This is a genomic window from Streptomyces sp. NPDC001606 (assembly GCF_053596835.1).
The window spans coordinates 838,606-856,130 of the sequence record NZ_JBSFHC010000001.1; the positions used below are offsets into that span (position 1 = coordinate 838,606).

At 74.9% G+C, this 17,525-nt stretch carries 15 protein-coding genes and 1 pseudogene; 4 read left to right on the forward strand and 12 right to left on the reverse strand.

Annotated elements, in window-relative coordinates; all coding sequences use genetic code 11:
- Window positions 1-106 precede the first annotated feature (106 nt).
- Both ACWCV9_RS03670 and ACWCV9_RS03675 read left to right on the forward strand, forming a co-directional pair.
- Entirely contained in the window at window positions 107-1,198 is a 1,092-nt protein-coding gene (locus ACWCV9_RS03670; RefSeq protein WP_450784070.1) for a PLP-dependent cysteine synthase family protein, read from the forward strand.
- Window positions 1,195-2,445, forward strand: a complete 1,251-nt coding sequence (locus tag ACWCV9_RS03675) for an MFS transporter (RefSeq protein WP_450784071.1) — start codon at window positions 1,195-1,197, stop codon at window positions 2,443-2,445. The genes ACWCV9_RS03670 and ACWCV9_RS03675 overlap by 4 nt, the downstream gene beginning before the upstream one ends.
- Window positions 2,446-2,512: 67 nt before the next feature.
- On the opposite strand, the gene ACWCV9_RS03680 is transcribed toward ACWCV9_RS03675, so the two are convergent.
- The 7 genes from ACWCV9_RS03680 to ACWCV9_RS03710 form a co-directional block, all read right to left on the reverse strand.
- The gene (locus ACWCV9_RS03680) at window positions 2,513-2,938 is read right to left on the reverse strand and encodes a cold shock domain-containing protein (RefSeq protein WP_450784072.1); all 426 of its coding nucleotides are present in this window, start codon (window positions 2,936-2,938) and stop codon (window positions 2,513-2,515) included.
- Window positions 2,939-3,062: 124 nt separating this feature from the next.
- Window positions 3,063-4,250: a sensor histidine kinase gene (locus tag ACWCV9_RS03685; RefSeq protein WP_450784073.1), complete on the reverse strand. Its 1,188-nt coding sequence runs from the start codon at window positions 4,248-4,250 to the stop codon at window positions 3,063-3,065.
- Between the two features lie 133 nt (window positions 4,251-4,383).
- A complete protein-coding gene (locus tag ACWCV9_RS03690) occupies window positions 4,384-6,102 on the reverse strand; it encodes a sodium/solute symporter (RefSeq protein WP_450784074.1) in 1,719 nt (572 codons plus the stop codon).
- Between the two features lie 31 nt (window positions 6,103-6,133).
- Window positions 6,134-6,376 carry a hypothetical protein gene (locus tag ACWCV9_RS03695; RefSeq protein ID WP_450784075.1) on the reverse strand — a complete coding sequence of 81 codons (243 nt, stop codon included), beginning with the start codon at window positions 6,374-6,376 and terminating at the stop codon, window positions 6,134-6,136.
- A 238-nt stretch (window positions 6,377-6,614) separates the two neighbouring features.
- Complete coding sequence (locus ACWCV9_RS03700; protein WP_450784076.1) at window positions 6,615-7,448, reverse strand: LytR/AlgR family response regulator transcription factor; 834 nt, start codon at window positions 7,446-7,448, stop codon at window positions 6,615-6,617.
- A 100-nt stretch (window positions 7,449-7,548) separates the two neighbouring features.
- The gene (locus tag ACWCV9_RS03705) at window positions 7,549-8,256 is read right to left on the reverse strand and encodes a B3/B4 domain-containing protein (RefSeq protein WP_450784077.1); all 708 of its coding nucleotides are present in this window, start codon (window positions 8,254-8,256) and stop codon (window positions 7,549-7,551) included.
- On the reverse strand, window positions 8,253-8,432 hold the full coding sequence (locus ACWCV9_RS03710) for a hypothetical protein (RefSeq protein WP_450784246.1): 180 nt from the start codon (window positions 8,430-8,432) through the stop codon (window positions 8,253-8,255). The genes ACWCV9_RS03705 and ACWCV9_RS03710 overlap by 4 nt, the downstream gene beginning before the upstream one ends.
- A gap of 27 nt (window positions 8,433-8,459) precedes the next feature.
- Between ACWCV9_RS03710 and ACWCV9_RS03715 the strand changes: the two are divergent.
- Window positions 8,460-8,567 (forward strand): annotated as a pseudogene (locus tag ACWCV9_RS03715) (XRE family transcriptional regulator); the annotation flags it as partial.
- A 61-nt stretch (window positions 8,568-8,628) separates the two neighbouring features.
- On the opposite strand, the gene ACWCV9_RS03720 reads toward ACWCV9_RS03715, so the two are convergent.
- From ACWCV9_RS03720 to ACWCV9_RS03735, 4 genes are all read right to left on the reverse strand, one after another.
- The gene (locus ACWCV9_RS03720) at window positions 8,629-10,719 is read right to left on the reverse strand and encodes a xanthine dehydrogenase family protein molybdopterin-binding subunit (protein WP_450784078.1); all 2,091 of its coding nucleotides are present in this window, start codon (window positions 10,717-10,719) and stop codon (window positions 8,629-8,631) included.
- A gap of 28 nt (window positions 10,720-10,747) precedes the next feature.
- Entirely contained in the window at window positions 10,748-11,743 is a 996-nt protein-coding gene (locus ACWCV9_RS03725; protein ID WP_450784079.1) for an FAD binding domain-containing protein, read from the reverse strand.
- Window positions 11,740-12,288, reverse strand: a complete 549-nt coding sequence (locus tag ACWCV9_RS03730) for a (2Fe-2S)-binding protein (protein WP_450784080.1) — start codon at window positions 12,286-12,288, stop codon at window positions 11,740-11,742. The genes ACWCV9_RS03725 and ACWCV9_RS03730 overlap by 4 nt, the downstream gene beginning before the upstream one ends.
- A 99-nt stretch (window positions 12,289-12,387) precedes the next feature.
- Entirely contained in the window at window positions 12,388-14,280 is a 1,893-nt protein-coding gene (locus tag ACWCV9_RS03735) for an ABC transporter ATP-binding protein (protein ID WP_450784241.1), read from the reverse strand.
- A 186-nt stretch (window positions 14,281-14,466) separates the two neighbouring features.
- On the opposite strand from ACWCV9_RS03735, the gene ACWCV9_RS03740 reads away from it, so the two are divergent.
- A complete protein-coding gene (locus tag ACWCV9_RS03740) occupies window positions 14,467-15,450 on the forward strand; it encodes a lysylphosphatidylglycerol synthase transmembrane domain-containing protein (RefSeq protein WP_450784081.1) in 984 nt (327 codons plus the stop codon).
- Window positions 15,451-15,941: 491 nt separating this feature from the next.
- Here the strand turns inward: ACWCV9_RS03740 and ACWCV9_RS03745 are convergent, their stop codons facing one another.
- Complete coding sequence (locus ACWCV9_RS03745; RefSeq protein WP_450784082.1) at window positions 15,942-17,375, reverse strand: FGGY family carbohydrate kinase; 1,434 nt, start codon at window positions 17,373-17,375, stop codon at window positions 15,942-15,944.
- Window positions 17,376-17,525 lie beyond the last annotated feature (150 nt).

Here is a 17,525-nt window from a genome sequence, read left to right on the forward strand (position 1 = left end):
GACCGTCCCTCGGGACCCGCCGGGGCGCGGCCGCCGTCTCCGTTCATCTCGCCCCCCACCTCACGGCCCTCAGCCGTCCGCCGAGCGGCCGCAGGAGCAGCACGCCATGAACCACACACCCCTGCCCACCCCCACCAGGCACCCCCTGCGCACGCCGGCCGGGCTCGTCGGCGACACCCCGGTCCTGTGGATCGGAGAGCCCTTCACCGCCGCCGGCCGCGGCTTCTGGGCCAAGCTGGAGGGACACAATCCCGGCGGTATCAAGGACCGCGCCGCCCTGCACATGGTGCGCGCGGCCCGGGAGCGCGGGCAGTTGCGGCCCGGCGCCCGGATCGTGGAGTCCAGCTCGGGCACCCTCGGCCTCGGTCTGGCGCTGGCCGGAGCCACGTTCGGCCACCCGGTGACCGTGGTCACCGACCCCGGTATGGAGCCCCTGCTGACCGGGCTGCTCACGGCGTACGGCGCGGAGGTCGACGTCGTCACCGAGGCGCACCCGGTCGGCGGCTGGCAGCAGGCCCGGCGCCGGCGCGTCGGACAGCTCCTCGCCCGGCACCCCGACGCCTGGCACCCGGACCAGTACGACAACCCCGACAACGTCGCCGCGTACGCCCCGCTCGCCCGGGAACTGGCCGCCCAGCTCGACCGTGTCGACACCCTCGTCGTCTCCGTCGGCACCGGCGGCCACTCCGCCGGCGTCGCCTCGGTGCTGCGCCGCTCCTTCCCGGGGCTGCGCGTGGTCGGCGTCGACGCGACCGGCTCGACGATCTTCGGCCAGCCCGCCGCGCCCCGGCTGATGCGCGGCCTGGGCAGCAGCATCCACCCGCGCAACGTCGCCCACCGGCTCTTCGACGAGGTGCACTGGGTCGCCGCCGCCGACGCGGTGTGGGCCGCCCGGCGGCTGGCCCGCGACCACTACGCCACCGGCGGCTGGAGCGTCGGCGCCGTCGCCCTGGTCGCGCGCTGGCTGGCCCGCACCCTGCCCGCCGGGAACCGTATCGTCGCCGTCTTCCCGGACGGGCCCCAGCGGTATGTGGGAACCGTCTACGACGACGCCTACTGCCGTGCCCACCAGTTGCTGGACCGGCCGCCCGCCGACGACCCGGACGAGATCGCGCACCCCGGCGAGCGCGCCGTCACCCGCTGGACCCGCTGCACCCGGGTCACCGACCCGACGCTGCCGCAGGGGGCCGCCCGATGAGGAGCCTGTGGCGGCAGACCCGCTCCTTCCCGGCGCCGGCCCGGCTGCTGATGGTGAACCAGTTCGCCATCAACCTCGCCTTCTACATGCTGATGCCCTACCTGGCCGGGCATCTCTCGCACGGACTGGGGCTCGCCGCCTGGGCCGTGGGGCTGGTGCTGGGGGTGCGGAACTTCTCCCAGCAGGGGATGTTCCTGATCGGCGGGACCCTCGCCGACCGCCTCGGCTACAAGGCGCCCATCATGGCCGGTTGCCTGCTGCGCACCGTCGGTTTCGGCCTGCTCGGCTGGGTGGACGACCTGCCGGCGCTGCTCGCCGCCTCCGCCGCGACCGGTTTCGCGGGGGCTTTGTTCAACCCGGCCGTCCGCGCGTATCTGGCCGGGGAGGCGGGCGAGCGGCGCGTCGACGCGTTCGCCGTGTTCAACGTGTACTACCAGGCCGGCATGCTGCTCGGGCCGCTGGTCGGACTCGCCCTGCTGGCGGCCGACTTCCGGCTGGTGTGCACGACGGCCGCGGCCGTCTTCGCCGGGCTGACCCTGCTCCAGTGGCGCGCCCTGCCCGCCCGGCACGGCCGCCCGGCCGGTTCCGGCGCGGGCGGGGTGGCCGCGCAGTGGCGCGGCGTCGTCGCGAACCGGCCGTTCCTGCTCTTCGCCACCGCGATGACCGGTTCCTATGTGCTGACGTTCCAGGTGTACCTGGCGCTGCCGCTCGCCGCGGCCGACGCCCTGGGCTCCGACGGTACGGCGGTCACCAGCGGGCTCTTCGTGGTCTCGGCCGGTGTGGCGGTGGCCGGGCAACTGCGGCTGACGGGCTGGGCGAAGCGGCGGTGGCGGCCCGAGCAGGCGCTGGTGTGCGGCCTGACGGCGCTGGGGCTCGCCTTCCTGCCGCTCGTCGCCGCCCCGCCCGGTTCGTCGCTCGCGGTGCTCGTCGCCCTGGTGGCGGCGGTGGTGCTCCTCGCGGCGGGTTCCGCGGTGGTCTACCCGTTCGAGATGGAGACCGTGGTCGCGCTGTCCGGCGGCCGTCTCGTCGCCACGCACTACGGCCTGTACAACACGGTCTCCGGCCTGGGCATCACGGCGGGCAACCTGGGCGTCGGCGCCCTCTGGGACTTCGCCGTACGGCACGACGCGCTCCGGCTGACCTGGACGGCGCTGACGGCCACGGGACTGGTGTGCGCCGCCTTCGTGGCCGTACTCGCACGGCGGGGACGGCTGACGGCGCGGCAGCCGGAGCCGGCCGCCCTCTGACCCCCTGCACGGCCGGCCGCGCAGGACGCGGCCGGCCACCCGTGCGGAGCCGCGGAGCGGCCCGGGGTCAGGCGCTCAGCCAGCCCTTGCCGCGTGCCAGTTCGAGGACGCAGCCGCGGATCTGCCGGATCTGCGCGGCGGTCAGCGAGTCGACCGACTCGACCAGCGCCTCGGTCAGTTCGGTACGGAACAGGGCGGCGCTCGTGGCCTCCCCGGGCGCCTGGAAACGGGCGGCGACCGGCTCCTCGCTCAGGACGGGACGGTTGGGCAGCCGGTTCGAGGAAGGCTGGTACACCAACCGGATCTGCGAGGCCTTCGGGCCCTTGTCCCCCATCTCCAGATGGAACTCGACCTCGCTGCCCTCACGGTAGAGGTACTTCTCGTCCAGCAGGTCGTTCGCGTGCATGAACACGTCCTCGCCCGGCTCCGACGGGGCGATGAACCCGTACCCCCGGACCTCGTCGAAACGCAGCACCTTGCCGGTCATCAGCACAGCCCACACACCTCCAGCAACAACACCAGTACAGCCGAGACGGCCCGCGCGCGGACGTCTCGCGAGCGAACCTACACACCTTCGGCCGCGGATACGAGCCCGGACCTGCGCGGCCCCGGGCCGGTCAGGGCGGCGGTGCCTGGATCCCGGGGCGGAACTTGGGGACCCGGACCGTGATCTTGGTGCCGGCGCCGACGCCCGTCTCGATGACCAGGCCGTGGTCGTCGCCGTACACCTGGCGCAGCCGGCGGTCCACGTTCCGCAGGCCGATGCCGGTCGCCGGGCCGGCGGTGCCCGCCAGGACGGCGCGCAGGCGTTCCGGTTCCATGCCGACGCCGTTGTCCTCGATGACGACGCGGGCCTCGGTGCCCTCGTCCTCGGCGGCGATCGTGATGCTGCTGCGCTCGACGGACTCCTCCAGGCCGTGTTTGAGGGCGTTCTCCACCAGGGGCTGGAGACACAGGAAGGGCAGGGTCACGGGCAGTACCTCGGGCGCGATGCGCAGGGTGACCCGCAGGCGGCGGCCGAAGCGGGCGCGGGCGAGTTCCAGGTACTGCTCGATGGAGCGCAACTCCTCGGCGAGGGTGGTGAAGTCGCCGTTGCGACGGAAGGAGTAGCGGGTGAAGTCGGCGAACTCCTGGAGGAGTTCACGGGCGCGCTCGGGGTCGGTGCGGACGAAGGAGGCGATGCTCGCGAGGGAGTTGTAGATGAAGTGCGGGGAGATCTGCGCGCGCAGAGCCCGTACCTCCGCCTCGTGGGCGCTGGACCGGGCCCGGTCCAGACCGGCGAGGTCCAGCTCCACGGCGAGCCGTCCGGCGACCTCCTCGGCGGCCCGGAGGGCGGCGGCGGACTCGCTGCCGGTGAACACGGCGAGCGCGCCCGCGGTTTCGCCGTCGGCCGTGAGCGGGACCAGGGCGCCCCAGCGGACGGCGCACTCCTCGGTGGCGCAGGACAGCGTGAAGCCCCGGGGGCGAAGGCCGTGGGCGAGCTGCGCCGTGAGCTGATCGCGGTGGTGTTCGGCGGCGCCGTCCCAGGCGAGCACCGCGGATCCGTCGGTCAGTGCGAGGGCGGGCACTCCCAGCAGCGGGCGGAGCCGGCGGGCCGCCCTGCGCGCCGTCTCCTCGGTCAGACCGGCCCGCAGCGGAGCGGCGGCGAGCGCGGCGCCGTGCAGGGCGTGCGCGACGGCACGCAGCCCGTCGGCACCGGCCGTGTGCTCCGACTGCCGCCGGGCGGCAGCGTGGCCGAGCGCGGCCCCCAGCACGAACAGGGCCAGCCCCGCCAGCACCAGCCCCGCGGTGACGAGCACGGTCATCGGCGACACGCTCACCCGGAACCCCCGCACCCGCGCCGCGGGGCCGGCACGGGTGTGCCCCGCTGCGCTGCGTCGGCCGGCACCGGCAGATGCCGTGGCGGAGGGGCGGCGGTGGGCATGCGGGTGCTCCTTCTCAGGGGAGGGGCTCGGGCTGGTGCAGGCGGGCCATGGTGGCAGCGGTGCCGGGCGGAACGCGGCGCCGGGTGGCCAGGGACGTCACGATCATGGCCGTGAAGCCGACCGGGACCGACCACACCGCGGGCCAGGCCAGCAGCGTGTGCAGCCAGCCCGACCGGGCGACGCCGGCGATGGTGGCCGTCACCGCGGTGAGCGCCGAGCCGCCGCCCAGCAGGAGCCCGGCGATGGCACCCGCCGGAGTGAGGCCGCGCCACCAGATACCGAGGACGAGCAACGGGCAGAACGAGGACGCCGAGACGGCGAACGCCATCCCGACCGCGTCGGCCACGGGCAGATCGCCGACCAGCGCGCCCGCGACGGTGGGCACCGCGATCGCGGGCACGGTGGCGAGCCGGAAGTGCCGCACGTGCCGGATGCCCAGGCTGGGCAGCACGTCCTGGGCGAGCACCCCGGCCACGGACATGGTGAGCCCGGCTGCGGTGGACAGGAACGCCGCGCACGCCCCGCCGGCCACCAGCGCGCCCAGCAGATCGCCCGCGGCCCCGCCGACCAGACGCCCGGGCAGAACCAGGACGGCCGCGTCGGTGTCGCCCGTGAGGAGCAGGTCGGGGGCGTACAGGCGGCCCAGCAGGCCGTACAGCGGGACCAGCACATAGAACGCGCCCAGCAGCGCCAGCACGATCACGGTGGTGCGGCGGGCGGCGCGGCCGTCGGGGTTGGTGTAGAAGCGGACGACGACATGCGGCAGGCCCATGGTGCCGAGGAAGGTGGCGAGAATCAGCCCGTAGGTGGCGTAGAGGCTGTGCTGCGCGCGGTCCGCCGAAAGAGGGTTGCTCCAGCTGGTGGGCGCGGTGTCGTGGGGCGGGCGGTCCGGCAGGGGGACCTCGGCTCCGGCCGGGAAGCGCAGGGCGGTGCCGGTGCCGATGCGGTGGCGGCCCGCGGGCAGGGTGAGGGAACCGCCGTGCAGGGCCCGGCCGTCGACGGTTCCGGAGGCGGTCACCCGGACCGGCCGGCGCACGGTCAGGGTGAGCGGCCGGTCGACGCGCACCTCGGTGGAGCGGTGGAACAGCGGCCGTTCGTCCCAGGAGGGGGCCGGGGTCCGGTCGGCGCGCCAGGCGAGCAGCAGGAACGCTATGGGCACCAGCAGAGCGGTGAGTTTCAGCCAGTACTGGAAGGCCTGGACGAAGGTGATGCTGCGCATGCCGCCGGCGGCCACGGCCACGGTGACCACGCCCGCGACGACCAGCCCGCCGAGCCAGCCGGGCAGACCGGTGAGCAGCCGCAGGGTCAGTCCGGCGCCGCTCAGCTGGGGCAGCAGATAGAGCCAGCCGACGCCGACGACGAGCACACCGGCGACCCGGCGGACGGCCCGGGACTCCAGCCGGGCCTCGGCGAAGTCGGGCAGGGTGTAGGCGCCGGAGCGGCGCAGCGGGGCGGCGACGAAGGCGAGCAGGACCAGGAATCCGGCAGTGTAGCCGATGGGGAACCACAGCATGTCGACGCCCTGCGCGAGGACGAGCCCGGCGACGCCGAGGAAGGAGGCGGCGGACAGGTACTCGCCGCTGACCGCACAGGCGTTGAGCCGGGGCGCGACGGTGCGCGAGGCGACGTAGAAGTCGGAGGTGGTGCGGGAGATCCGCAGGCCGAGCGCGCCGACGAGAACCGTGGCGAGGACCACGGCCGTGACGCCCGCGATGCCGTACGTCTGGTTCAAGGGCGGGTCCCGGCGGGTGCGCGGCGCATGGTCAGGGGCGCTCCGCCGGGGCGGCGGAACCGGTCTCGTTGCGTTCGGCCCGGCGCACGTACCAGGCGCCGATGGCCAGCAGGGCCGGGTAGGGGGCGACGCCCAGCAGCAGCCAGACGGCGAGCGGGACCCGGGGGGAGGCGTCGGCGGCGGCCGGCAGCAGCCGCAGCAGAACCGGGAGCAGGCCGAGCAGGACGGCCAGTGCGGCCGACACGGCGATCGCCGCCCGGAGTTGACGTCTCATCAGGTCGTCCACGCCGGGCCGGGACGCGGGGGCTGCGGGGTGCGGCGCCCCCGGCACGCCGTCCGGTGGGTGCGGTGTGTGCAGTGTGTGCGGCCGTCCGGTGACCACCTCTCTGCGAGGGACGGACTCCGCACCCATCACGCTCTCCCCGACGCCGCGGTGATCACCTTGTGTGCGGCGAGTGTACGCAGAGCGCCACCGCCGGCACAGCCGCCGTACGAGAATCGCTACACGTCCGTCACCTCGACGCCGTGCCGTCCGCGCGGCGGGCCCGGCCCGCCGCGTGGCTGGCCAGCAGGTCCCGCAGTTCGCGGGCGTTGCGGCGGCTGACGGCGAGCACCCGGTCGCCGATCCGGACGGTCACGTTGCCGCCGTCCAGCCGGAGTTCCTCGATCCGGCCGAGGGCGACGAGGCGGCTGCGGTGGATCCGTACGAACCCGTGCGGGCGCCACTGCTCCTCCAGCACGGACAGCGGGACGCGCACCAGATGGCTGCCGTCACCGGTGTGCAGCCGCGCGTAGTCGCCCTGCGCCTCGACGTAGGCGATGTCCGCGATGGGCACGAACCGGGTGACGCCGCCGAGTTCGACGGGGACGTGGTCGCCGCGGCCGGGTCCGGGAGCGGGAGCGGGGCCGGTCCGGGTCAGCTCGGCGACCCGCCGTACGGCCTCGGCGAAGCGCTCCTTGCGCAGGGGCTTGAGCAGGTAGTCGACGGCCTTCAGGTCGAAGGCGCGGACGGCGAAGTCCTCGTGGGCGGTGACGAAGACGATCAGCGGCGGGTCCGCGAACCCGCCGAGCAGCGCGGCCAGTTCGAGTCCGTTGAGGCCGGGCATGTCGATGTCGAGGAAGACGACGTCGACGCGTTCGGCGCCGTCCGGGCCCGCCTCCACGGCCCGGCTCAGCCGGCGCAGCGCCTCGGTCGCCGAGGAGGCGGGCACGACACCGCCGACCCGGGGGTCCTCGCCCAGCAGATACAGCAGTTCCTCGAGCGCGGGTTCCTCGTCGTCCACCGCGAGCACCCGCAGCCGATCACCCTGCGGCTGCACCTGCCCCCACCGGCCGGTCGCGCTCATACCGGCAACTCCCTTCCCCGTCGACCGTGTGCATGGTGCCGCCCCCGGCCGCCGCCGTCGAGGCCGTCTGCGCGTGGCCGGGGGCCGCAGTGGCGCGGGGTCAGACGGTGGCGGTGGGCTGTGCCGGGCCGAGGTAGTGCACGGTACTCGTCTCGCAGTGCGGCTGGAGCAGGGTCAGGAGGTCGTCCGCCGCGGTCTTGAGCAGGTGCCCGTCGCGGGCGGCGGCGACGGTCTCCAGGACGAAGGCGACCCGGGTGGAGTCTTCGGTGACGCGGGTGCGGTGGGCGTCGCGGTGGTTCCAGTGCCGGGTGAGCACGTCGGTGGTGTCGATGTAGATGATCTCGCCCGGCTTGGGGGTCTCGACCGTGTCGGGTTCGCCGAGCGGGGTGAAGGTCTCGGTGCCGTCGGCGGGGCGGATCTCGACGGCGCCGGTGACCTGGTCCAGGTCGAAGGCGCCGGCGGGCAGACCGTGGCGGACGGAGACGGCGTTGTAGGAGTCGACGGCCGGGTTGATGCGGGGCAGGGTGCCCCTCTTGGCCAGGCGGCGGCCGAGGGCGTCGACGCTGGGGCGGATGCGGCGGGGGTTGGTGCCGAAGGAGCGGTAGGCGGTGTGCCAGGCCTCGATGCGCGGGTCGCTCTCGTCGGCGGGCTGCCAGGCGCCGGCGGCGAGCTGCTGTTCCAGCTCCTGGAGGGCGGCGGTGGTGGCGGGCCAGGACTCGTGGCCGCGCAGGCCGACGGCGGTGACGACGGCGATCAGGGTGTCGGGGAAGGCGTCCACGACGGCGGGGCTGATGCGGAAGGTGGTCACAGGGGGTCCGTTCCGGGAAGGGGCGGGCGGGGAGGGAGGGCGCAGGGCCCTGGGCGGGGCGCCGGCGCCCGGCCCGGCAGGCCGTTGGCGCTGAGGATGCCGACGTCGTGGCCGTCGGCGATCCGGGTCTGCCACTCGGCGTCGTCCAGGGCGGCGCCCCAGGGCTGGATGACCATGCGCGGGTTTCTCCCGGGTCAGGCGAGGGCGTGCAGGCTGACGGCGACGGCGACACCGCCCACACCTACCATGGCGCGGGCACCGGGCCCTGCCACCTGATCATGACGGTGCACCTGCCGCCCGGCCCGGCGTGACGCCTGGAAGGACCGAGAGCCCGGCGAGGCCGAGCGCTCCCCCGGCGTGACCTGCCGACCCTCACCCCTCGGACAGCAGCGCCGTGAGGATCCGGTCCGGGGTCAGGGGCAGGTCGCGGAACCGGATGCCGGTGGCGTGGTGCACGGCGTTGCCGAGGGCGGCGGCGGTGCCGACGATGCCGATCTCGCCGATGCCCTTGCTGCCCATGGGGTTGAGATGGGGGTCGTCCTCGTCCACCCAGTAGGCCTCGACGTCGGGCACGTCCGCGTGGGCGGGCACATGGTAGGAGGCGAGGTCGGCCTCCGGGAAGTCGCCGAACGCCCGGTCCATGGTGCTGTGTTCGGTGAGGGCCATGCCCAGACCCATGATCATGCCGCCGACGAACTGGGAGCGGGCGGTACGGGCGTTGAGGATCCGGCCGGCGGCGAAGACGCCGAGCAGCCGCCGCACCCGGATCTCGCCCGTCACCGTGTCGACGGCGACCTCGGCGAAGTGCGCGCCGAAGGCGTGCCGGGCGTAGGGAGTGTCCGCGTCGGCGATGCCGTTGGTGTCGGCGCGGGCGGTGACTCCCTCGGGCGGCGGCGGCCCGGTGAGCCGGGCCGCGAGGTCGGTGCAGGCCTGGTGCACCGCCCAGCCCCAGGACGCGGTGCCCATGGAGCCGCCGGCCAGCCACGCCGAGGGCAGGTCGCTGTTCCCGATCTCGATGCTCACCCGGTCGAGGGGCACCCCGAGGGCGTCGGCGGCGATCTGGGCGAGCACGGTCCGGGCGCCGGTTCCGATGTCGGTGGCGTTGGTGCGTACGACGAAGCTGCCGTCGGGGCGGGCCTCGGCGGTGGCGGTGGCCGGGACGGCCGAGGCCGGGTAGGTGGCCGCGGCCACCCCGGTGCCGATCAGCAGCGGGCCCTCGCGGCGGGTGCCGGGGCGCGGGTCGCGGTCGGCCCAGCCGAAGCGGCGGGCTCCCTCGCGCAGGCACTCCACCAGGTGCCGGCTGCTGAACGGCCGGCCGCTGCCGGGCTCCCGGTCCGGTTCGTTGGCGACCCGCAGCTCCACCGGGTCCATGCCGAGCGCGTCGGCGAGTTCGTCCATCGCCGACTCCAGGGCGTACATGCCGGGGGCCTCGCCGGGGGCGCGCATCCAGGACGGTGTGGGCACGTCCAGGGGGACGACCCGGTGGGCGCTGAGCAGGTTCTCGGTGGCGTACATGACGCGGGCCGGCACCGCGGCCTGCTCCACGAACTCCTTGACCCGGGAGGTGTGGGTGGTCGCCTCGTGCAGCAGGGCGGTGAGCCGGCCGGTGCGGTCCGCGCCGAGCCGCAGCCGCTGGAGGGTGGGCGCGCGGTGGCCGACGGTGACGGGCAGATAGCGGCGGGGCCAGGCGATGGTGACCGGGCGGCCGGTGCGGCGCGCCGCCAGCACGGCGAGCACGACGTCGGGGCGGGGCGTGCCCTTGGAGCCGAAGCCGCCGCCGACGTGCTCGGTGACGACGGTGATCTGCTCTTCGGGCAGCTCGAACATCGCGGCGAGGACGGAGCGGACGGTCGTACCGCCCTGGCTGGAGGTGTGGACGGTGAGCCGGTCCCCGTCCCAGTGGGCCGTGCTGGTGTGCGGCTCCATGGGGTGGTTGTGCAGCGGGGGCACCCGGTAGACGGCGTCGACCCGGACCTCGGCGGCGGCGAAGGCGGCCTCCGGGTCGCCCTGCTCGACCCGGCCGGGATAGCCGGCGTTGGCCTCCTCCGGCTCGAAGGCGTCCGGGTGATCGGGGTCCAGGACGGCGTCGTGGGGTTCGGTGGTGTAGGTGACGCGGACCGCCCGGGCGGCGGCGCGGGCCGTCTCCAGGGTGTCGGCGACGGCCAGGGCCACGCACCAGCCCCGGTGCGGCACGTCCGGCCCCCGCAGTACGGCGAGGGTGGCGTCCTCCGGCTCGGCGAGGCGGGCCGCGTCGCCGGGGGTGAGGACGGCGAGGACGCCGGGCAGCGCGAGGGCGGTGGAGGGGTCCACGGCGGTGACCCGGCCCCGGGCGACCGCGGCGGGCACCGGCCAGCCGTAGGCGCGGCCGGGCTGCGGGTACTCGGCGGCGTAGCGGGCGGTGCCGGTGACCTTCTGCCGTCCTTCCCGGCGCTCGGCGGGGGCGCCCAGGGCAGTTCCGGTCATGGATTCCTCCCGGGGTGGGCCGGCCGGCTCAGACGCCGGCGGGCGTGGGGGCGAGGCGGTTGAGGACGTCCAGGGCGAGATTGTGGGCCAGGGGCACCTTGTAGGCGTTGTCGCGCAGGGGCTGGGCGTGGTCGAGTTCCAGGTCGACGGCTCCCTCGAAGGCGGCCGGGGTGGCGGGGGCGCCGTGCAGGGCCCGTTCGGCGTGGCGGGCCTTCCAGGGCCGGTGGGCGAGGCCGCCGAAGGCGAGTCCGACGTGCTCGACGGTCCCGTCCGTCACCCGCAGCACGACGGCGACGGAGGCGAGCGCGAAGGCGTACGACGCCCGGTCCCGGGCCTTGCGGTACGCGGAGGGGGCACCGGCGGGGGCGGCCGGGAGCAGCACGCCGGTGATCAGCTCGCCGGGGCGGATCTCGGTGTCCCGCTCGGGGTGGTCGCCGGGCAGCCGGTGGAAGTCGGCCACCGGGACGGTGCGGGGGCCCTCGGTGCCGTACAGCTCGACCTGGGCGTCCAGGGCGGCGAGGGCGACGGCCAGGTCGGAGGGGTGGGTGGCGATGCAGTGCGCGGAGTGGCCGAGCACGGCGTGGTCGCGGTGGACGCCGTCCCGGGCGCCGCAGCCGCTGCCCGGCTCGCGCTTGTTGCAGGGCTTGTCCAGGTCCTGGAAGTAGGGGCAGCGGGTGCGCTGGAGCAGGTTGCCGCCGGTGGTGGCGGCGTTGCGCAGTTGCCCGGAGGCGCCGGCCAGGAGGGCCTGGGACAGCACCGGGTAGCGGTCGCGGACCCGGGGGTCGGCGGCGAGGTCGCTGTTGCGGACGGTGGCACCGACGCGCAGCGCCCCGTCGGGCAGTTCCTCGACGGTGTCCAGCGGCAGCCGGTTCACGTCGATGAGGACGGCGGGGCGTTCCACGCCGAGTTTCATCAGGTCGACCAGGTTGGTGCCGCCGGCCAGGAAGCGGGCGCCGGGGTGGGTGGCGCAGGCCTCGACGGCCTCCTGGACGGTGGCGGGCCTGAGGTATCCGAAGCCGTTCACGGGATCACGTCCTCCACCGCCTCCACGATGCGCGGATAGGCGCCGCACCGGCACAGGTTGCCGCTCATGCGCTCCCGGATCTCGGACCGGTCCAGCGGGACGGGCCGGTCGGAGGGGGCCGTGGGGTCGGTGACGTGGGAGGGGTGGCCGGCCCGGGCCTCGGCGATCATGCCCACGGCGGAGCAGAGCTGTCCCGGGGTGCAGTAGCCGCACTGGAAGGCGTCGCGGTCCAGGAAGGCCCGTTGCAGCGGGTGCGGCGCCTCGCCGTCGCCGCCGAGGCCCTCGACGGTGGTGATCTCACTGCCGTCGAGGGTGACGGCGAGCAGCAGACAGCTGTTGAGCCGGCGGCCGTCGACCAGCACGGTGCAGGCGCCGCACTGGCCGTGGTCGCAGCCCTTCTTGGACCCGGTGAGACCGAGGTCCTCGCGCAGCAGGTCCAGCAGGACGCGCCGGTGGTCGACGAGCAGGGTGTGCGGTTTCCCGTTGACCCTGAGGGTGACCTCGGAGTGCTGGGAGCGGTGGCCGGACTGGTGTTCGCTGGTCATGGCATGGATTCCCCGTCCCGTCAGGCGTGGTGCCGTACCACCGCGTATCCAGACCCGCGGTGCTCACACGTCGGGAGGGGTGATCCGGACGTCCGGGGCTCAGATCACCGCCGCCTCCCCCGCCGGCTCGGCCGGCTCGCGCTGGGCGAACTGCGTCCGGTACAGCTCGGCGTAGCGTCCGTCCGCCGCCAGCAGCTCCTCGTGCGTGCCGCGTTCCGCGATCCGGCCGGCCTCCACCACCAGGATCTGGTCGGCGGCCCGCACGGTGGACAGGCGGTGGGCGATCACCACGGCGGTGCGCCCCTCCAGGGCCTCGGTGAGGGCCTCCTGCACGGCCGCCTCGGAGGTGTTGTCCAGGTGAGCGGTGGCCTCGTCCAGGATGACCACGCGCTGCCGGGCCAGCAGCAGCCGGGCGATGGTCATGCGCTGGCGCTCTCCGCCGGAGAGCCGGTAGCCGCGCTCGCCGACGACCGTGTCCAGGCCGTCGGGCAGGGACCGTACGACCTCGGCGAGGCGAGCACGTTCCAGGGCGTCCCACAGCTCGGCGTCCGACGCGTCGGGCCGGGCCAGCAGCAGGTTGGCGCGGACGCTGTCGTGGAAGAGGTGACCGTCCTGGGTGACCATGCCGAGGGTGCCGCGCAGCGAGGCGGCGGTCAGGTCCCGGACGTCGACGCCGCCGATCCGGACGGCGCCGGAATCGACGTCGTACAGGCGCGGCAGCAGCTGGGCGATGGTGGACTTGCCGGCGCCGGAGGAGCCCACGAGGGCGACGGTCTGGCCGGGTTCGGCGCGGAAGGAGATGCCGTGCAGGACCTCGGTGCCGCCCCGGGTGTCGAGCGCGGCGACCTCCTCCAGAGAGGCCAGCGAGACCTGGTCGGCGGCGGGGTAGCCGAAGCGGACGTCGTCGAACTCGACGGCGACCGGGCCCTCGGGCGCCGGGACCGCGTCCGGCTTCTCCTCGATCAGCGGCTTCAGGTCCAGCACCTCGAAGACCCGCTCGAAGCTGACCAGGGCGCTCATCACCTCGACCCGGGCCCCGGCGAGCGCGGTCAGCGGGGCGTACAGGCGGGTCAGCAGCAGGGCGAGGGAGACGACGGCGCCCGGCTGGAGGGTGCCGTGCAGCGCGAACCAGCCGCCGAGGCCGTAGACGAGGGCCAGGGCGAGGGCGGAGACGAGGGTGAGGGAGGTGATGAAGACGGACTGGGCGGTGGCCGTGCGGACGCCGATGTCCCGGACCCGGGCGGCGCGGGCCGCGAACTCGGCCGACTCCTCCTCGGGGCGGCCGAACAGCTTGACCAGGGTGGCGCCGGGAGCGGAGAAGCGCTCGGTCATCCGGGTGCCCATGGCCGCGTTCAGCGCCGCCGCCTCCCGCTGCATCCGGGCCATCCTGCTGCCCATGCGGCGCGCGGGCAGCACGAACACCGGCAGCAGGACGAGCGCGAGCAGGGTGATCTGCCAGGACAGGGTGAGCATCACGGCGAGCGTGAGCAGCAGCGTGACCAGGTTGCTCACCACGCCGGACAGGGTGTTGGCGAAGGCGCGCTGGGCACCGATCACGTCGTTGTTGAGACGGCTGACCAGCGCTCCCGTACGAGTCCGTGTGAAGAACGCGACGGGCATGCGCTGCACATGATCGAACACAGCCGTTCTGAGGTCGAGGATGAGTCCCTCCCCGAGCGTCGCCGACAGCCGCCGGCCGAGGATGCCGAGCCCTGCCTCGGCCAGCGCGACGAGGGCGATGAGCAGGGAGAGCCGGATCACCCTGCCGGAGTCGTGCCCCGCCACGATCGCGTCGACGACGCGGCCGGCGAGCACGGGAGTGGCCACGGCGAGGAGTGCCGTCACCACCCCGAGCAGGACGAACCGGACGATGCCCGCGCGGTGCGGGCGGGCGAAGGCGGCGATGCGGCGCAGCGTGGCGCGGGCGAGGGGACGGCGGTCTGCCTGCGCGTTCATCACGCTGTGCAGCTGCGTCCAGGCGGTGGTCTCCATGCTCATGGGAGAGAACGTAGAACCTCAAGCTTCGTTGAGGTCAATGTTCCTGCCTTTTCACCCCGCCCGGCGACCGCGCCCGTGCAGGCCCCGACTCTTGCGAAGGCCCCGATGACCTCAGTCTGTAAGCCGCCGTCCCCGCTTCTGCCACCCCCCGTTGGCGCGGCCGGGCGAACCTCTGCGGATATGACCGCCGTCCCGCTCCCTCCGCTGCCGCCGCTGTCCCGGGGACGACTCCCCCGTCGCGTCCCGCTGCGCCAGGTGCTGTGCCTGCTGCCGGTCCTGCTGGTCGCCGTGGCCGCCGTACGGAACCGCTCGGTGCTCGCCGAGGGCTTCGGCCAGCTGCGTACCGCCTCCTGGCCGTGGTTGCTGGCCGCGGCCGGCGCGACCTGTCTGACCTGGGTGGCGGCTGCGTGCACCCGGCAGGGCGCGGTGGTGCAGCCGCTGCCGAAGGGGCGGCTGCTGGCCACCCAGTTCGCGGCGGCCGCCGCCAACCACCTGCTGCCGACCGGGCTCGGCGCGAGCGCGGTGAACCTGCGGTTCATGACCGTGTGCGGGGTGCCGCTCGCCCGTTCCTCGGCCGCGCTCGCCCTGTATCTGCTCGCCGAGTGCGTGGGCCGGCTGGGTCTGCTGGCCACGCTGCTGATCGCCTTCCCGGACGCGCTGCGGCTCGGCCCGCTGCTCCCGGGCGGGTCGGCGCTCCCGCTGCTGCTCGGCGCGGCCGGCCTGCTGGCGGGCGGGGCGGCCGCCCTGGCATGGGTACGGCCGCTGCGCCGGCGTGTCTCGGGGTTCGTGCGGGACGCCATCGGCGAGGCGCGCTCGGTGCACACCCGGCCGGTCCGGGCGCTGGCCCTGTGGGGCGGCTCGCTGGCCTTCCCGGCGCTCCAGGCGGCCGGTCTGGCCGCGGTCGGCCAGGCGCTGCGGCTGCCGGTGCCGCCCGCGCACATGGTGCTCGCCTATCTCGCCGCCACGGCCGCGGTGGCGCTGGTGCCCACGCCGGGCGGCCTGGGCTCGGTCGAGGCGGCGCTGATCGTGGCGCTGGTCGCGGTGGGCGGTCCGGTGGCGGTGGCCACGGCGGTGGTACTGGCCTACCGGATCATCACGGTGTGGCTCCCCCTGGTGCCGGGTGCGCTGACGCTGGGGGCACTGGTCCGGCTGAAGGTGATCTGAGGCGCAGCACGGCTCCACCGGGTGGGCGCGACCACGCCCCGCCGGACCGCTACTCCGGACGCCTCCGTCGCCCCCTGTCCCCGCCCAGCAGGTGAGAGACCGCCGCCGAGACCCCGACCGACCGCTGAAGCAGGTCCGCCTGCGTCTGCATGAGCAGCGCGGAACGGGTCAGCCCGCCGTCCACGCGGAGCACCTCCAGCAGGACGCCCAGGTCGGCATACGGCTCCGCCGGGCGGGCGCGACCAGCCCTGCCGGACCGGTACTCCGGACACCGGCCGTCCCCCTGCCCCCGGCTCAGCATGGTCCGCGCGAAGTGCCTCCGGCGGGCCGGCCAGGTCGGCTGCGGCTCCCACGGACCGGCGCTCCCGACAGCGGCCGTCACCCCCAGTCCCCGCTCCGGACACCAGCCGTTCCCCCCAGACCCCGCTCCGGACACCAGCCGTCGCCCGCCGGCCCCGCTTCCCGCGTCGCCGTTGCCCGCTATCCCCCGCTCAGCCCCCGCCCAGCAGGGAAGCGACCGCCGCCCGGAAAGCCGCCCGGCGTTCCTCCGCCGTCTCCGCCGGGATGCGCGGCTCGTACACCGCGGCCGGCTTCCACTCGGGCAGCGCCTCCTCGACGGTCAGCCCGTCGGCGGCCCCCACCCGGGCCAGGGCCGCCGCGCCCAGGGCCGTCGCGTCGGCGAGTGCCGAGACCTCCACCGGGCGCTGGAGCAGATCCGCCTGCGCCTGCATGAGCAGCGCGGAACGGGTCAGCCCGCCGTCCACGCGGAGCACCCCCAGCGGGCCGCCCAGGTCGGCCGCGGCGGCGTCCGCGAGTTCGGCGACCTGCGCGGCGATCCCCTCGCACAGGGCGCGCACCAGATGCCCGGCGGTGGTGTCGAGACCAAGGCCGGTGAGCGAGCCGCGCAGGTCGCCGCGCCACCAGGGGGCGGCGAGCCCGGCGAGGGCGGGGACGAAGGTGACGCCGCCGCTGTCGGCGACCGAGCCGCCGACCCGGTCGAGGTCGGCGGCGGAGGCGAGGACACCGAGATCGGTGAGCCAGCGGACGGCGGACGCGGCCGTGTACACCTGCCCGTCCAGGCAGTAGCCGGTGGTTCCGGCCAGCCGCCAGGCCACGCAGCCGACCAGACCGGAGGTGCTGCGCAGCGGGCACCCGCCGGTGTGGGCGAGCAGGAACGCCCCGGTGCCGTAGGTGCACTTGGCCGCCCCCGGCGCGGTGACGCGCTGGGCGAGCAGGGCGGCCTGCTGGTCGACGATCAGTCCGGTGAGCGGGATCTCCCGGCCGAACGCCGTGGTCGTACCGACCGGCTGGGCGACGTCGGTCACCTCGGGGAGGCGTTCGCCGGTCAGGCCGTACAGGTCGAGGGCGCGCGGGGACCACTCGGTGTCGTCGAGGCCGAGCAGCTGGGTGCGGCCGGCGGTGGCCGCGTCGGTGGCGAAGGCACCGGTGAGGCGGTGGACCAGCCAGGCGTCGGAGGTGGTGACGACGCCGTCGCGGGTGAGGTGACGGCGGATCCAGGCCATCTTGGGCGCGGCGAAGTACGGGTCCAGCGGGAGCCCGGTGAGGTGGTGCAACTCCTCGGCGTGTTCGACGAGTTCCTCGCACACGGTGGCGGCGCGCCGGTCCTGCCACACCAGGGCGTCGGTGAGCGGGCGGCCGGTGCCGGGGTCCCAGGCGAGGACGGTCTCGCCCTGGTTGGCCAGGCCCAGCGCGACGACGTCCTCCCCCGCCGCGGCGAGCGCCTGCCGGCCGGCGTCGAGGACCGAGGCGTACAGCTCGGCCGGGTCCACCTCGACCAGGCCTCCGGGCAGGTGGCGCGGCCGCACCTCGGCGAAGCCGGTGCCGAGCACACCGCGGTCCGGGCAGACGACGAGCGCCTTGGTGCCGGACGTGCCCTGGTCGACGGCGAGCACCGGCCCGGTCATCGCGTCCTCCCGCACTTCGCTGTGAAGATCACCGCGTCAGCCTGCCGCCGTGCCGCACCCAGCGTCAAGCGCTACTGACGAGTCATCAACTCACATGGCTGGTTAGTTGAGTTGATAACAATGGCGGGGTTCGGGCGACCCCTCTATAGT

Bases quoted from the DNA above. Each gene is read 5' to 3' on its own strand.
- ACWCV9_RS03720 (WP_450784078.1), bottom strand. From the start codon at position 10,719: ATGACCGGAACTGCCCTGGGCGCCCCCGCCGAGCGCCGGGAAGGACGG.
- ACWCV9_RS03740 (WP_450784081.1), top strand. From the start codon at position 14,467: ATGACCGCCGTCCCGCTCCCTCCGCTGCCGCCGCTGTCCCGGGGACGA.
- ACWCV9_RS03710 (WP_450784246.1), bottom strand. From the start codon at position 8,432: ATGGTCATCCAGCCCTGGGGCGCCGCCCTGGACGACGCCGAGTGGCAG.
- ACWCV9_RS03695 (WP_450784075.1), bottom strand. From the start codon at position 6,376: ATGAGACGTCAACTCCGGGCGGCGATCGCCGTGTCGGCCGCACTGGCC.
- ACWCV9_RS03745 (WP_450784082.1), bottom strand. From the start codon at position 17,375: ATGACCGGGCCGGTGCTCGCCGTCGACCAGGGCACGTCCGGCACCAAG.
- ACWCV9_RS03675 (WP_450784071.1), top strand. From the start codon at position 1,195: ATGAGGAGCCTGTGGCGGCAGACCCGCTCCTTCCCGGCGCCGGCCCGG.
- ACWCV9_RS03700 (WP_450784076.1), bottom strand. From the start codon at position 7,448: ATGAGCGCGACCGGCCGGTGGGGGCAGGTGCAGCCGCAGGGTGATCGG.
- ACWCV9_RS03670 (WP_450784070.1), top strand. From the start codon at position 107: ATGAACCACACACCCCTGCCCACCCCCACCAGGCACCCCCTGCGCACG.
- ACWCV9_RS03730 (WP_450784080.1), bottom strand. From the start codon at position 12,288: ATGACCAGCGAACACCAGTCCGGCCACCGCTCCCAGCACTCCGAGGTC.
- ACWCV9_RS03685 (WP_450784073.1), bottom strand. From the start codon at position 4,250: ATGACCGTGCTCGTCACCGCGGGGCTGGTGCTGGCGGGGCTGGCCCTG.
- ACWCV9_RS03735 (WP_450784241.1), bottom strand. From the start codon at position 14,280: ATGGAGACCACCGCCTGGACGCAGCTGCACAGCGTGATGAACGCGCAG.